This window comes from Flammeovirga agarivorans (genome assembly GCF_012641475.1).
Lineage (GTDB): Bacteria > Bacteroidota > Bacteroidia > Cytophagales > Flammeovirgaceae > Flammeovirga > Flammeovirga agarivorans.
Window position 1 is genome coordinate 12,300 of the sequence record NZ_JABAIL010000003.1, and the last position, 14,633, is coordinate 26,932.

12 protein-coding genes are annotated in these 14,633 nt (G+C 31.8%); all 12 read left to right on the forward strand.

What is annotated here, in order from left to right; translation table 11 throughout:
• Nucleotides 1-171 precede the first annotated feature (171 nt).
• The 12 genes from HGP29_RS09265 to HGP29_RS09320 all read left to right on the forward strand — a co-directional run bounded on the left by HGP29_RS09265 (nt 172) and on the right by HGP29_RS09320 (nt 14,633).
• Nucleotides 172-1,023, forward strand: a complete 852-nt coding sequence (locus HGP29_RS09265) for a hypothetical protein (RefSeq protein ID WP_168882117.1) — start codon at nt 172-174, stop codon at nt 1,021-1,023.
• Between the two features lie 151 nt (nt 1,024-1,174).
• Complete coding sequence (locus HGP29_RS09270) at nt 1,175-2,206, forward strand: sensor histidine kinase (protein ID WP_168882118.1); 1,032 nt, start codon at nt 1,175-1,177, stop codon at nt 2,204-2,206.
• A 1-nt stretch (nt 2,207) separates the two neighbouring features.
• Entirely contained in the window at nt 2,208-2,981 is a 774-nt protein-coding gene (locus HGP29_RS09275; protein WP_168882119.1) for a LytR/AlgR family response regulator transcription factor, read from the forward strand.
• Nucleotides 2,982-3,377: 396 nt separating this feature from the next.
• Nucleotides 3,378-4,160 (forward strand): hypothetical protein, encoded by a 783-nt coding sequence (locus HGP29_RS09280; RefSeq protein WP_168882120.1) that lies wholly within the window; start codon nt 3,378-3,380, stop codon nt 4,158-4,160.
• Between the two features lie 300 nt (nt 4,161-4,460).
• Nucleotides 4,461-5,249, forward strand: a complete 789-nt coding sequence (locus HGP29_RS09285; RefSeq protein ID WP_168882121.1) for a hypothetical protein — start codon at nt 4,461-4,463, stop codon at nt 5,247-5,249.
• The gene (locus HGP29_RS09290; RefSeq protein WP_168882122.1) at nt 5,242-6,249 is read left to right on the forward strand and encodes a response regulator transcription factor; all 1,008 of its coding nucleotides are present in this window, start codon (nt 5,242-5,244) and stop codon (nt 6,247-6,249) included. The genes HGP29_RS09285 and HGP29_RS09290 overlap by 8 nt, the downstream gene beginning before the upstream one ends.
• A 438-nt stretch (nt 6,250-6,687) precedes the next feature.
• On the forward strand, nt 6,688-9,246 hold the full coding sequence (locus HGP29_RS09295; protein WP_168882123.1) for a cadherin domain-containing protein: 2,559 nt from the start codon (nt 6,688-6,690) through the stop codon (nt 9,244-9,246).
• Nucleotides 9,247-9,667: 421 nt separating this feature from the next.
• Nucleotides 9,668-10,486: an alpha/beta hydrolase gene (locus HGP29_RS09300; protein ID WP_168882124.1), complete on the forward strand. Its 819-nt coding sequence runs from the start codon at nt 9,668-9,670 to the stop codon at nt 10,484-10,486.
• 396 nt (nt 10,487-10,882) lie between these two features.
• Nucleotides 10,883-11,806, forward strand: coding sequence for a carboxypeptidase-like regulatory domain-containing protein (locus HGP29_RS09305; RefSeq protein WP_168882125.1), 924 nt, complete (start codon nt 10,883-10,885; stop codon nt 11,804-11,806).
• A 335-nt stretch (nt 11,807-12,141) separates the two neighbouring features.
• A complete protein-coding gene (locus HGP29_RS09310) occupies nt 12,142-12,825 on the forward strand; it encodes a hypothetical protein (RefSeq protein WP_168882126.1) in 684 nt (227 codons plus the stop codon).
• A 165-nt stretch (nt 12,826-12,990) separates the two neighbouring features.
• Nucleotides 12,991-13,752, forward strand: coding sequence for a helix-turn-helix domain-containing protein (locus tag HGP29_RS28880; protein ID WP_235958289.1), 762 nt, complete (start codon nt 12,991-12,993; stop codon nt 13,750-13,752).
• 215 nt (nt 13,753-13,967) lie between these two features.
• On the forward strand, nt 13,968-14,633 hold the full coding sequence (locus tag HGP29_RS09320) for a hypothetical protein (RefSeq protein ID WP_168882127.1): 666 nt from the start codon (nt 13,968-13,970) through the stop codon (nt 14,631-14,633).

A 14,633-nucleotide genomic window follows, 5' to 3' on the forward strand; every position in this document is an offset into this window, starting at 1 on the left:
CGACCTCAAAGCCCAAAATTCGACTTCAAAAACAAATTTCTAAAAAGGAACAGATAGCTCTTCATTTTTGCAAAAGAGTTTAAAAGTATTTTGACTGAAAACAATATAAAAATTGGTTGAAATATCAAAAACAACATAATCCTAGTTCAACAACTTTTTAATAAAGAAAATATGAGAAATCTATTTAAATTATTTACAGTACTCCTCTTGTTTTCATGTAGCAAAAATGAAGAACCTCAAGAACAGATTAACCAAGATACTCTTCAAAAACAGGTGAACCAAGATGCTCTTGTCTCAGCTTTTTTTGGGCTTGATAATGCACTACCAAGTATTCTATGTAATCAACTAGGAAGCCAGTTAGATGGCATGCCTGTTAATTTTAAATTTCCAATAGACGCATCCAGTTTATCGGAAACGGATTTTGAAGTGGTAGATAGTCTTGGAAATATACATACCCCTATGTGTGTTTCTTTGGCTCCTGCTAATGAAAATGGAGAAAATCGAACTGTGCTTCTGTTTGGTGAATTTGGTACTGCTGTTACCAACCCACCTGTTGAAGTTAGAGTTGTAGGGGATTTATTTACAACTGACATATTATCTGGAGAATCCGCTTGTTCAGAAATCATAAACCTAAACGGAATCATTACCACGAATGTAATTCCGCTTTCTGATGGACCAAGTTTATTCTTTGCCCAAAGAATTGATGGTAATATCAATGAATGTAATTCAGGAACACAAACGATTCAAGTTGCTTGGAATGGTGGCGTTACACCGTATATAAGTGGTGATTCCGAATCTGACTTGTTTCAATACTATATTGGCTATTCTGACAGTTCTGGAGTTCTAATACCACATGTACCTATTTCAATAACAGATATAAATGACAATGACAACTTCCACCAACTTTGTTTTTCTACTAATGATGAAATTGTTAAAATTTCAATGATGGCTTACACAGTTGAAGACCCAAACCATGACCCCAATTTATATAGCGAAATTGATGTTAGTTCTTGCAATCCTTAGGCATGTGTTGAGGAGAAATTTTTGTTGAGCATCGTCTTGGCGACGAATACTACATCATTTATGACTTTTGAGGGCGAAATATTATTGAAGGAAAATGTTCAGGAACTAAAATATATTTTAAATTGTTGGTTGATAATTACTAAAATTTTAAATGTCAAAAAATAACAGAAATACTCTCATTAGAATTGTTTTGGTATCGTTTTTTTCTATCGCTGTAATGCGATTAGTTAGCATAGCCATGCCTGAAAAGACAGAATATCAATTGCAAATTCCAAAGGAATTATTTTTATTTTGTTACTTACTATTTTTGAATTTAATTATAGAAGGGAGCTTATTTTTTGATAGATATTTGAACAGAAAAAGACCTTGGTATTACAATCCACAAAAAAGGCTTTTCATTCAAATAGGAATTATCATTCTATGGACATTTATATGCATCGCGATACCATTTACGATCCAGTATTTTAACAACGGTCAGTCCTTGATTTATCCCAACGCACCAGTTATCATATTTATATGCTCTGTTATTTTTTCAATTGGTTTTATTAGTATTTCTATAGCTATAAACTTTTTTAAGCAATGGAAAGATTCTCTTCTAGATGCAGAACATTACAAACAAGAAAAACTCAAGGCAGATTATCGTGTTTTACAAAATCAGGTAAATCCACACTTCTTGTTTAATAGTTTAAATGTGCTGATTTCAGAAATAAAACATAACCCAACAAATGCAGAAAATTTTACACGAAAACTATCGAAAGTATATCGATATGTTTTGCAAAGTAAAAATCACGATTTAATTTCCTTGAACAAAGAACTTGAATTTATTGATTCTTTTATTTTTCTGCATAAGGTCAGAATAGGAAATGCTTTAGAATATGTAGTAAATATTTCTAATGAAATACAACCAATGCAAATCCCTCCTTTAACCTTACAAATTTTGATTGAAAACGCTCTCAAACACAACATAGCAAATGCAGAAAATGTTCTGAAAATTTCAATCGAAAGCGGTAGTGATAACACTTTAATCGTGAGTAATAACTTACAAATTATTGATACAGTCAATTCAACATACACTGGTTTAGCTAATTTAAGCAAGCGATTTGAACTCATTAAAAAAGATGGTTTTACTTATGGTAAACAAGAGGGGAAATTTGTGGTAACCATTCCTTTAATCGAAGAATAAAATGATAAAAGTAATAATAATAGAAGACGAATTACCAGCACAACGCTTACTAAAAGAAACATTGCAGGAAATCAATTTTGAAACAAATGTTATTGGGTGCTTAAATAGTATAAAATCTGCCGTGGAGTGGTTTCAAAACAATCCACATCCCCATATTGTTTTGTTGGATATTCAATTATCGGATGGCCTTAGCTTTGAAATTTTTAAGCAGGTAAAAGTTGAAAGTGCTATTATTTTTACAACTGCTTATGATGAATATGCCATCCAAGCCTTTAAAGTCAATAGCATTGACTACCTGTTAAAACCAGTAGAAAAAGATGAGTTAAGATCTGCCTTTGAAAAATATCATAACTACAATAAGAAATATATTCAGGAACAGAATTCCAATATTGATTTTTCCGAACTTGCTTCTTTAATTAAAGGTGAAAAGACTGAATACCGTAAACGCTTTCTGATACACTCCAATGAATCATTTTTTCATTTGCCTGTTGAAGACATTGCACTCTTTTACAGTATGCGAGGCGTCACTTTTGCTGTTACTTTCGAAAAGAGAGAATACCCAGTTAATTTTTCACTCGAAAATTTAAAAGATCATTTACAGCCTGATAATTTTTTCAAATTAAATCGTCAATTCATAGTGAATATTGATGCTATTAAAAGAGTCCATGCCTATTTTAACGGGAAATTGAAAATTGAAATGCAACCATCTCATTCAGAAGATATTATAATCGGAAAAGACAAAGCAGCATCTTTTAAACGTTGGTTAGATAGATGAACAAATAGCAGAGAAAAAGTAGCTAACATATAGCAAATAGAACGTTTACGGAAGTTCACTGCTATTTACGTACGCCGCCAAATCGTTATATTACCCGTAAGAAAATATTTAAAATATGGCTATTAATATGAATAAGATCAAAACAAATTTCAACGTTTTGGGGCAGTGCAAATTTGAAAGTTTATCGTTGTCTACTGCCCAATATGTTTACAACCATAAATATCATTTTTAATATCGAGGATGTTGAAAATGATATCAAAATTTTAAAATCGATAAACATTGATTTTCTTTGTAATACAAACTTTTAAAAAGGTTACTTACAAGTGACACTATGCCTATATCTTAGCCATAACATCTTCAGAATTTATTTATCAACGAAATCAAAAGCAGACTACCTTGAAATATTTCCTTAAACTCATATTCCTATTTTTAAACATATGGAATTGCTCGGCACAAACAAAAACGGTTAACAAAAACATCAAACTTATAAGTTTAACGTATATACATGCTGATACCACAAAAGCAGATAATGATCAAATCGTTACTTATGACTATGATGAAAAACAAAGAATCAAGAGCTACACAATTAAAAGTGAAGCATTTGAAAGTACTGAACACTTCTTTTATGAAGATGGAAAAATATCAAAAATCATTTGGGAAAATTCTAATGCAAAATGGAATTCGGAATCTATTTTAAAATATAATTCAGAAGGTCAACTCATCGAGTTAACGAAGTATAATACAGGTAAATCCTACTCAGGTGATACACAGAAAAATGTTTTTCAATTAAAAGGCTTCTGTATAACTTATCTCAAACATGAAAAAAATAAAATAACCTCAACTTTAGTAAGTAATTATGAAGTAGATAATAAGATCCCTGATCAAGTAAAAGTCATTCACCTTGATTCCAATAAAAACTGTACAGTTACTGAATATGTTAGTGGCTTTAATAATTATCAACCTCCTAAATGTACTTATGATAATCATTATAACCCTTCTAATCTGATTTATCCAAAGTACTTACTTGGATATATAGAGTTTAGGCAAGGCAATAAACTAACCGAGGGGGACAACATATCGTACGAGTATAAATATAATCATTTAGGTTATCCTACAGAGGTAAAAAAATTTGTTTCCGGCAAACTCAAAACCACGTCTTTTTATACATACAGTAAATAAAAGAATAGCGAACACCAACCACCGTTGACACAACCACTCACAAGTTTAGTCATCACATTATATACAACAGCATAAATAGTCTTTTCAATAATGCTATCTATGGAGTATAACATACTCTCCCCCCTATTCAGAAGATTCTTGTCAAAGATGTTAACACAATACATAATCAGACAATTACACTTTTTATATCATCATTTCATACCCCTCTCATACCTTTTTCCTACCCTTATACTATCCATTTTTTTGAGTGTACAAATTAGATTTACCCTTAAATAAATTTTAAACATTAAATTTACTGGTATGGAAAAAAGTATCTTTTTATTCTTCATTTTACTTTTGACTAACACTTTTGTGTTTTGTCAAGAGGATAAAGATTCCTTGGCAGACAACTATATCTATCCTCCTAATTCTTACAATAATTTTGATGGACTTACACCTAAAGAAAGTTGGGATATTCATAAAGCAGCTTACATCAAACAGTTAAAAGCAAAAGGTGTTACAGGTAAGGAATACAAAAAAAGTCTGAATGAGTATGAAAAACAAAAGGCAGATTTTTTAACCAGAGTAGAAGAACAAAATAGAATTGCCGAAGTTCAGAGAAAGAAGAATGAAGAACAAAGGGCTAAAAACAAGATCCAGAGAGAAAAGAACGAAAAGCAAAGGACAAAGAATGAGATTCAGAGAGAGAAAAATGAAGAGATAAGAAAGAAATACCAAAAGTGGATAGATAACACTGAAGAAATTCTAAGTAAAAATATCATAATCTCTAGTCAAATAGATAATAGTAAACCAATATCATTTACAGTTACATCTAATAAAACACTGTATTTAGGTATCAGAGCACACGTAAAATCTGGTACTACTTTAATTGAAATCTTCAACCCAAAGGGAAATAAAGAAGGTGAACTGTCTTTAAAATCACAATTGGGTTCAAATAATAGAGAATCAGAATATACTTCCGGAGCCTTTGATAAAACGATCTCAACTACAGAAGTTGGTGAATGGCAAATAAAAATCTCATCCCAAAAATCGAATGGTAATGTTGCCATGTCAGTTCGTCAATCTATTAAATCTGTGATGAATGAATAAAGTAATAAAAAATATAATTGCTATTCTCATTATCATCTTGTCTTTTAAAAGCAATGGATTTTCAAATACTATTGGTCATATTTCTGGCAAATTGATATTAGATGACACTTGGGATAGAAAAGTATATGTGTCATATCTCAAAACATTTGAAAAAGAAAATGCTGTTTCGAATGATATAATAATTACAAGTGCTACAATTGATAGTCTCGGTAATTTTAAGATTGATTTAGATAAGATACCAACTCAATGGTCCTTTTTTCGATTGCATATCGTTAAAAAAGGAGTTTCTCCCAACTCGCTTGTTATTGGTAGTATGGACGAAAACTTTTTACTCTTAATCGCTAAACGTGATTCTGAAATAAAAGTGTTCAATAAAGGAGGCAGACCAATATTCGGAGAGATAAGCATTGAAGGAGCTGATTACATGAAGACTTTTGACTACATTAAGAAACTATCTAATTACCCCAATTCAATTGACTATGACCAATCAATAATTGAAAAGGAATTTATTAAAGAGGTAGTCTCGGAAAAGCTAAAAGTAATTGCGGATAGTTGCAAGCATCCATTGGTTTCTCTTTATGCCATCTATCAAACTGATTTTCAAAAAGACTATTTCGTTAATCCTATATTCTACGAGGACTATTTGTCAAAATGGGAAAATGAGAACAGTTCATATTTTAATTCTTTTCGACAAAAATTTCCTAATAATGAGTATGGTTATACTACTATAGGTAGTAAAAAACACCTTATCTTTTTAGTCAGTGCTGTTTGTTTTCTGTTGGTAGGCGGGTTAATATATTCTAAATGTAAAAATCATAATATTAAACAGCTAAGTATTCAAGAACGTAAAATATTTGACTTATTAAGAAATGGACTGAGCAATAAAGAAATATCAGCTGAATGTAATATTGAATTAACTACCGTAAAGTCACACATAAGCAGTATTTACTCCAAACTAAAAATAAAATCTCGAAAAGAAGCGATGGATTTTAAAGTGTAAATCGATAAACAACAAAGATATGATTAACCTTACAAAAAAATAAATCAGAACGTAAAGGAAACTCTAGTGAAATAAAAGAGATCAATACGATTTAATTTGGATAGAAAGCCAATTGATCCTAACTAATAACTTTATTTCATAAGGTCTATTACTCTACAACTCGAATTATTAAGCCGATAGGCATCACTACGAACTGAAACCTCATATTTGATTTTTGTTACATATCGACACCTTTCTCAAAATGAAATATGGTCACTTGATCGTAATACCAGTAGCTTGGTCAGATGGCATTTGAGAAAAAGTAGTACTCCGACATGATCTGATTTTGAACCGAATTGACCTTCTAATAAACGATTCCAGTTATTCTATAACCCATATTTGAGGAGAAATGAAATCTTAGATCTCATACCCAATGAGATGAATTATTAATGAAATTCTATGGATACTACTATTACAACTTTTCGTACTCTTCAACATACGATCTTCACTCTTTTACTATTTATGGCCTCAGTTGGAACAGAAGCAGCATTATTGGCTACAGCAATAGATATCACTGCCAACGAGCCTAATGTAGACTATTATCTCTTCGGTAGAGATCAAAATGGCGATACTCTAGACGACTCAGACTTCATTAGTGAAGGTACTCATACTGATCGATTTGCTGGAAAGTTTTCCAATACCGACGCCTCAGATTGGATTACACTTCAAAACAACTCAGGTACTTTCTTATTCAATGGCAGTAATGGTGTAAATAAACAATCTTGGATGGGTGCTACCTTAAATTTTGATATACTATTGGATCAGAGTTACAATAACACCTATGTACCCAAAATCATCATCATCTGTATGAATAACGGTGTTGAGAAAAAATATATCATCGATATTAGTGATCAGGTGGATTTGAATCTGAATACCTGGCAAAATATAGCAATCAGTTTTACTCAGGAAAAAGAAACCTCTCCTACTACCAATAGTGAAGGCGTGATTACAGGAGGAGAATACCAAAATACATTTGCAAACAACATAGCACAGAATGCCCAGCGCTTTAAAGCGATTAGATTTACCACTTATTATGCAGGTTCTGTTACTCAGGCAAAATTTAAGCTTAGGGACATGCATGTAAAGGGTACTTTTGAGTGGGAAACGCAAAACACTTCTTTTGTGCATAAAAATGAGAACAACAAGAATGCTACGATGATTTATCGTTACTCTAAAAAAGCAAGATGGTCTGACACCGATAAAATTCCCGCATTTATATTTCTACATGGTAATGGTGGAGGAGACAATGCGTTAGGAAGTGATGCACAATGGTCTTTGTACGAGCGTCCTATTGCGGCAACTAAGCATTCGTCATATATATTTGAGCCTAAAAGTGGTAATAGTGGAGGTAGTTTATCAGATCATCAGATCAATGAATTTTTAGATCATATTATTTCCAATTACAATGTAGATCCTGATCGAATTTATTTAGGAGGTTTCAGTGCCGGTGGAATAGTAACTTCTCGTTTCTTAACCACTGATGGAGCAAATCGATTAGCTGCAGCCTATTTTATCAACGGGGCCATGTTGCAATCATTGAAGAACTACCAAAAAATGGATTGGAGTCGAGTGACTAATTTATCCACTTGGATTATTAATAACTTAGATGACCCAACAGTACCACATAATAAGACTAGCAATAGAGAAGGTTCTACATCTCGTCTTAACAATGTACTAGTAGCTAATGGTGCTAATAATGTACTTAGACTTCATGAATCGGGTGCACATTCTATTAAAATTCCAAGAAACTTCTCACCTAGCTTTTTGGAGTTTATTTATTCAGCTAGAAGAGGTGGTACTCCAATCAACACTGCCCCATCAATATCCGATGCTACATTTAACATTAATGAGAATTCGGCAGTTTCTTCAGTTGTTGGGACAGTTTCAGCTTCAGATCCCGAAAGTGATGTTCTTACCTTTTCAATAGTTTCAGGCAATAGTCTAGGTGCATTCCAAATCAATGCAACTTCAGGTAAAATAACGGTAGCTGATAACACACCTCTAGATTTTGAAACCAATCCTTCATTCAAACTTACCATTCAAGTAAGTGATGGGGAGTTTACTGATGAGGCTTCTATTATTATCAATTTAAATGATATTGATGAGAACACTGCCCCATCAATATCCGATACTACATTTAGCATTAATGAGAATTCGGCAGTTTCTTCAGTTGTTGGGACAGTTTCAGCTTCAGATCCCGAAGAAGATGATCTTACCTTTTCAATAGTATCAGGCAATGGGCTAGGTGCATTCCAAATCAATTCAAACACTGGTGAAATTTCTGTAAATGATAACTTTATTCTTGATTTTGAAACTAATCCATCTTTCCAACTTACCGTTCAAGTAAGTGATGGTAAGCTTTCAAATGAGGCTTCTATTACTATCAATTTGAATGATATTGATGAGAACACTTCTCCATCAATATCCGACGCTACATTTATTATTGATGAAAATTCAGATGTCTCGACAGTTGTTTGTACTGTTTCCACTTTTGACAATGAAGGTGATGACCTTACCTTTTCTATTGTTTCAGGAAATGACCTAGGAGCTTTCAAAATTGATTCAAACACTGGTGAAATTTCTGTAAATGATAACTCCATTCTTGATTTTGAAACCAATCCATCTTTCCAACTTACCATTCAAGTTAATGATGGGGAGTTTTCTGATAAAGCTACTATAACTATCCACTTGAATGATGTGGACGACACTAATATCGTATTAGGACTATATGATGATATCGGTAACGTTATATCAGTATATCCGAACCCCACTTATGACTTTGTTAATGTAGATTGGAGTGATTTCGAATATGCAGTAGTTTATAACCTTCAAGGCAAGGAAATTATTACGTCTCAACTAAGAACACTTGATTTACGAAGTTTGAATCCAGATGTCTATTTAGTCAATGTATTTGGAAAAAATAGTAAGCGTATTAGCCTTAGAGTTCTTAAAAAATAATTACTATCTAGTTAGATTTCAAACTTAACAACAAATACCCCACTGTTCGTAGTATTAAGCAGAAAAGCGATACTACGAACAGTGTTGGTTACTAAGTCATCCACTTAAACATTCTGAAATGTTTTGAGAAACATATTAGTCTTAATAATAGTTGAACACCAATTTAAAATGAAAGTGCAAATTACCTAATCATTTCATTTACTGTACTAACTACCATCTTGTTTTGTAATACAATAACCTATATCTTTAAATCATCTTTCAACAATCTAAATAACAGCAAACTAAAAACAATAAAGCAAGCTCATCTGTATAAATAGAAAAGTTGAAAGGAGTAATCAATAAATACAATAATGTTACAACTTTCCCTTATGTTGATTAACAGAATTGTGTGTACATAATATTTAACCTCATCACCAAAAAAATGAAAACTTTCCATCTAATCTTATTACTAATCATTCCTTTTTACTGTTTCTCCCAAAATCAAGTAACAGATCTTACTTTCGGTAAGAAAATAGTGATGAAATCTGAACTTCTATCAGATTCGGTAGAATGTTGGGTTCGTATACCAGAACGATTAAATCAAGCAAAAAAAGATTCTGTCTCCTTACTAGTGTTGCTAGACGGAGATGAATATTTTAAAATAGCATCTGACGTTGCAGAACTTTATGAATGGTCAGATAAAATGCCTTTAACTGTGATAGTTGGATTACCAAGTACAGTAAAAAGCCGATATAAATATTATACACCTACAAACATAAAGAACTTGAGCAGTGAGGAGGATAGTATTTTATACTCATCAACAGGTAACTTTGGTCTTTTTGAGGCCTCATTATCCAAAGAAATAATCCCTCAATTGGAAAATTATCTTCAAGTTAAGTTTACCGAAAAAACATTATTTGGTCATTCTAATGGAGGATTGGGAGCGATGTCATTCTATATTTCAGAAAATCAAATTTTTGATAAATATATAGTAGCAAGCCCAGCAATTCTTTGGGATAATTATTTCATCCAAAAAAACATCTCGTCTAAACTGAGAAATGAAGCTCTCTATTTAACGCTAAGTAATAATGGATGGGACTACTCATTAGAATCATACGACACCCTAATTGGAATTTTAGAGAAGACAAATAAACACTTTAAGTTTAAATTGAATGAAGAAGAAAGTCATTCGACTAACGGCTTACGTACTTTGTTGGATGGTTTAATTTATGTCAATAATAAAAACAAAAAAATACAGTAACTTAACAGCAGCTATTACTCACAATAAGCATTATGCAATAGGTAATAGTCAAGATCTTTTGGTCTCCAAAAAATTTGGTGGAACAATGAGATCATTAAGAGGCTTCAAGGAGATACCTTGAGGCCTTTTTTACGGTTAGACTATCCAACGGTAGATGATCAGGTCGTTTTTATCACAAAAATTAATATTGTGTTATCCAAAATACTGTTTTGTGCTCTTCTCTATCGCTTATCTCTTTTAAATTGAAACGTATTTCTTCACTATTTTAAGTAGTATACCGGTAGGCTTTACTCTTGGTCTAAGTTGAAGACTCAAACAATCTAATAATTCTCAGTGAGACTATACTCAATGAACATTGTCTAGCTATTATTCTCCACTAATTATAAAATTGATCTTATGAAAACAAAGTTTTTAAAAATAGATACACCCTGCAAAGAAAATTGGGACAATATGAGTCTGAATGAAAAGGGACGCTTTTGTGAAATCTGTTCAAAAACACTAATTGACTTCACACAAAAAAATGGCTCACAAATCATTAAAGAAATCAATAATAATGAGAATTTATGTGTTAGATTAACAAGTGAGCAAGAGAGGATACCGTTTGTAGAAATTAAAAAAAATAATGAAAATAAATTACCCTATTCGAATGTAGCAGTAGGATTAATGATCGTCACATCATTATCCTTCAATCAAACTTCAGAGGCCACAAACGTACCATTACAAGCTGATCTTGAACAAACTTCTAACAATGATCTATGTACTGATAAAAGTATCAATACTTCTACACTTAAAAGGTCTACTTTATTTAGTGGTCAAATTACTTCAGAAAATGGAGAAGTGGTAGAAAATGCAAAGATCACATTTATCACAATCAATCAGATATTTTCAACTTACACTCTAAAGGATGGTACTTTTTCAATTAAAATTCCAAAGGAGTTAATCGATGACGAAAATGTTGTGAGAGTTTCTTATGATCAAATAATAAATCATAAGACAGATAATAAAAAATTTGTTGGTTATGAGACCACTGATTACGTATTAACAAAACATGAAATATCTTCTGAATACGACATTAAAGCGACGCGCATTAGACATATAATCGGCAAAGTTCGTGTAATGAAAGATGATGAAACTCCTGTAGTATTAAGCGATGGTAAGGAAATGAACTACAATGAATTTATGGATGCTAAATTTGCAAGGAATAACACTACTATAAATTTAGAAAACAAGGTGATTTACTTCTTTAAATCTGAATCTGCCGTTGCTTTATATGGAGAAAAGGCAAAATATGGATTATATATTTTAATGAATAAAGAATAGAAAGGAGATCACTTTTCTATTAGAAAACATCTGAGTATTAATTCTTAAACTAACTTGACATAATTTCTTTATTAACAGAATCGATTATAGGATAATTATTTTGGAGGATACTTTTTTTATGCCCTATTTTGGAATTATTCATCTGAAATAGGTTAAAATTTATTTCAGATGAAATCATTGCTCTTGAAGTGATAAACCATGTGATGACTATCCAAATATCTAACTATACACAATAGTTCTCTTAAGCGGTATGTAACAGTAGAATATAATCAACAGAAAGAGCTCCGTATATTATATTTAAAACACTCCTAAAATTTATAGTCGATTTTAAACTAATGAAACATTGTATCTTCTTATTCATTCTTCTTCCAATATGTAGTTTTGGACAAATACTAGATGGAGAATATTTATCAACATTAATAGTCGAGTCAGAAAAAAAACCAAGTGGTACTTTAAATTCAATGAGACATCAATTAATATCACTTAAGTTTAATAAAGACGAAAAAAGTGTGGTCTTTAAGAATCTGAAATACGACAAAAGTACTCCTTCAAATTATACTCAAACTGGTAATCGAATTACATTTATAGACCACCATAAAGGGAGTTATATAGTTGAAAAATCAGATGGATTGATAATTTTAACTCATAACATTAATGATAGCACATCTACTTCGATGTACTTAATTGAGCTCCCTCCAAAAAGATCAAATTTAAATAATAGAAATTCTTTACATACAGGGACATTAAAAATTAATCACGAAAAAACGCAAATCAAGACCACTGGCTTAGGCTTAGTATTCACCTCTAATATTCTTGGTAATCGGGAATATAAAACTAATAAAGTGAATTGTAGTGGTTATGCAATATTCTACTTAAAAAATTCAATCAGGAACCCTATGCCTGTCTTTATTGTAAAAAATGGTACTGATTCTAAAATGAGTGGAACTTTGTTAGTTTATGATTTTTATAATGAATCAGATGTAATATTACAGAAGTATAAATTTCAAATAAAAAAATGACTATAATTGAGGATAAGTTAATGGGATAACATCTCATATTACAACAAACTCAATTGAAACTAACACAGAAGAAAAGTGCTTCAATTTGAATATTTCATACTAATTGTCACCTATACTGCATTAACAATTTCTTTGTTTCTGCAAATATTGTGTTACAATAAAAAAATGGAAAATAGAGAGACAGTTGGGTTTACACTCTCGCTACTCCTACTATTAATTTCCATTAGTGTTTCTCCATTATTTCCAGAAGAGAAAACCACTACACTTTCTACTTTACTGTGTATGATTTTGGTTGCCTGTGCGACTTTTCTGGATACTTTGGGTCTCCAAAAACATTCTATCCCAGACAAATTCAAAAAGATACATATTGGGATATCAATCGGATTGGCTGTAGTTGTGATCGTATCGAAACTATTGGGTAATATGCTTTATACACAATGGGCTGTAATTGTCTTTTTAATTATAACGATAGTGGTATCAATGCTTATCACAAGGCAGACCAAACCAATCCAACAATTTCAGCATTTGGAGAAATCAAACCGGGTTTTTGCACTCACTTTTCTAATACTAACTCCTATTTATCTGATTTTCCATTATGCCTTCGAAAACGAGTATCAGCATTTTCAGATAGGGTTTCTATTGTACATTGCATTTACAGCTTTAGCAATTCGAAAGATTTATGATGATATGCAAAGGTTGTCTCTTATCAATAACGATATCGCACCCAACAAACAGCAGTTCAAGAACTATGCACTTACGAAGCGGGAACAAGAAATCGCCTCTTTACTTCAAAAAGGGGTGACTTATCAGAAGATCGCTGATCAACTTTTCATTTCATTACCCACAGTAAAAACCCATGCGAGTAACATCTACAAAAAGTGTGGTGTGAAAACTCGAAATGAATTATCCAATTTACTTATTAGGTAATGAACTTTTTTAAAGTAGTAGTAAAGTATACTTTCACTCATCATAAACCCAGCACTTAAGTCTTGGGTTTATGATAAAACGACAACAAATCAATAACTCACTGATTATCAACTCTCATACTTTTGTATGATATCCCTTTTTTTAGTCGAAATCATACATTTACCCGATTGTGGCTCCCTTATATCTCCTATAGTTTTGCTTCAAAAATTTAGATTATGAAGTACAAATTATTACTCCTCACATTTATTGGATTTTATTCCATTCTTTCAAATGCTCAAGATTTAGCATCTTCAACTGAAGTATCTAGAAACACAAACTTTTATTCTTCGAAGAAAAACAGTTCTCGTAAAGATTCGATTCAAAGTAAAACCAATAAGTTCTTTATCGCTTATGATCTTGGAGAAGCAATCTTTAATCAATTCAAATCTCTAGGAGGTGAAGTAGGTGTAAGGTTTAAGAATGACCATCTATTTAGAGTGTCTTTCACACATCTGTTTTTAACTGAAGAACATCTGTCATCTGATTTTGTAAAAGCTGTAGATGGTGAAAATGTTGAAGGCAAGCAATTCGGTTTCGAATTGTTCTACGACATTCCGGTCTTTTTCAAAGGCCTTTATATTGCCCCTTCTGTTGGGTATTATGATCATGAATACAGGCATACTATCTCAAATGAAAAGGTGCAACAATCTTCTTTCACCGTTGGAGGTGCAATCAGCTTTGTAGAAACCGATATTTTAAAGGTCAAAGGTCTTTATTACAGAGTTTCGCTTCCTCTTAGGTATACACTTGATCCTATTGAAGAAACGCAATTAGGGGATGCCACCATCAAGAGTAATCAGTTTGATAACAATATTTGGTTTTTTGTTGGGTTTCAATTCTAA

Excerpts from the sequence above, each read along its gene's own strand:
- HGP29_RS09270 (WP_168882118.1), top strand. The coding sequence starts at position 1,175 with ATGTCAAAAAATAACAGAAATACTCTCATTAGAATTGTTTTGGTATCG.
- HGP29_RS09305 (WP_168882125.1), top strand. The coding sequence starts at position 10,883 with ATGAAAACAAAGTTTTTAAAAATAGATACACCCTGCAAAGAAAATTGG.
- HGP29_RS09295 (WP_168882123.1), top strand. The coding sequence starts at position 6,688 with ATGGATACTACTATTACAACTTTTCGTACTCTTCAACATACGATCTTC.
- HGP29_RS09275 (WP_168882119.1), top strand. The coding sequence starts at position 2,208 with ATGATAAAAGTAATAATAATAGAAGACGAATTACCAGCACAACGCTTA.
- HGP29_RS09310 (WP_168882126.1), top strand. The coding sequence starts at position 12,142 with ATGAAACATTGTATCTTCTTATTCATTCTTCTTCCAATATGTAGTTTT.
- HGP29_RS09300 (WP_168882124.1), top strand. The coding sequence starts at position 9,668 with ATGAAAACTTTCCATCTAATCTTATTACTAATCATTCCTTTTTACTGT.
- HGP29_RS09285 (WP_168882121.1), top strand. The coding sequence starts at position 4,461 with ATGGAAAAAAGTATCTTTTTATTCTTCATTTTACTTTTGACTAACACT.
- HGP29_RS09320 (WP_168882127.1), top strand. The coding sequence starts at position 13,968 with ATGAAGTACAAATTATTACTCCTCACATTTATTGGATTTTATTCCATT.
- HGP29_RS09290 (WP_168882122.1), top strand. The coding sequence starts at position 5,242 with ATGAATAAAGTAATAAAAAATATAATTGCTATTCTCATTATCATCTTG.
- HGP29_RS28880 (WP_235958289.1), top strand. The coding sequence starts at position 12,991 with ATGGAAAATAGAGAGACAGTTGGGTTTACACTCTCGCTACTCCTACTA.
- HGP29_RS09265 (WP_168882117.1), top strand. The coding sequence starts at position 172 with ATGAGAAATCTATTTAAATTATTTACAGTACTCCTCTTGTTTTCATGT.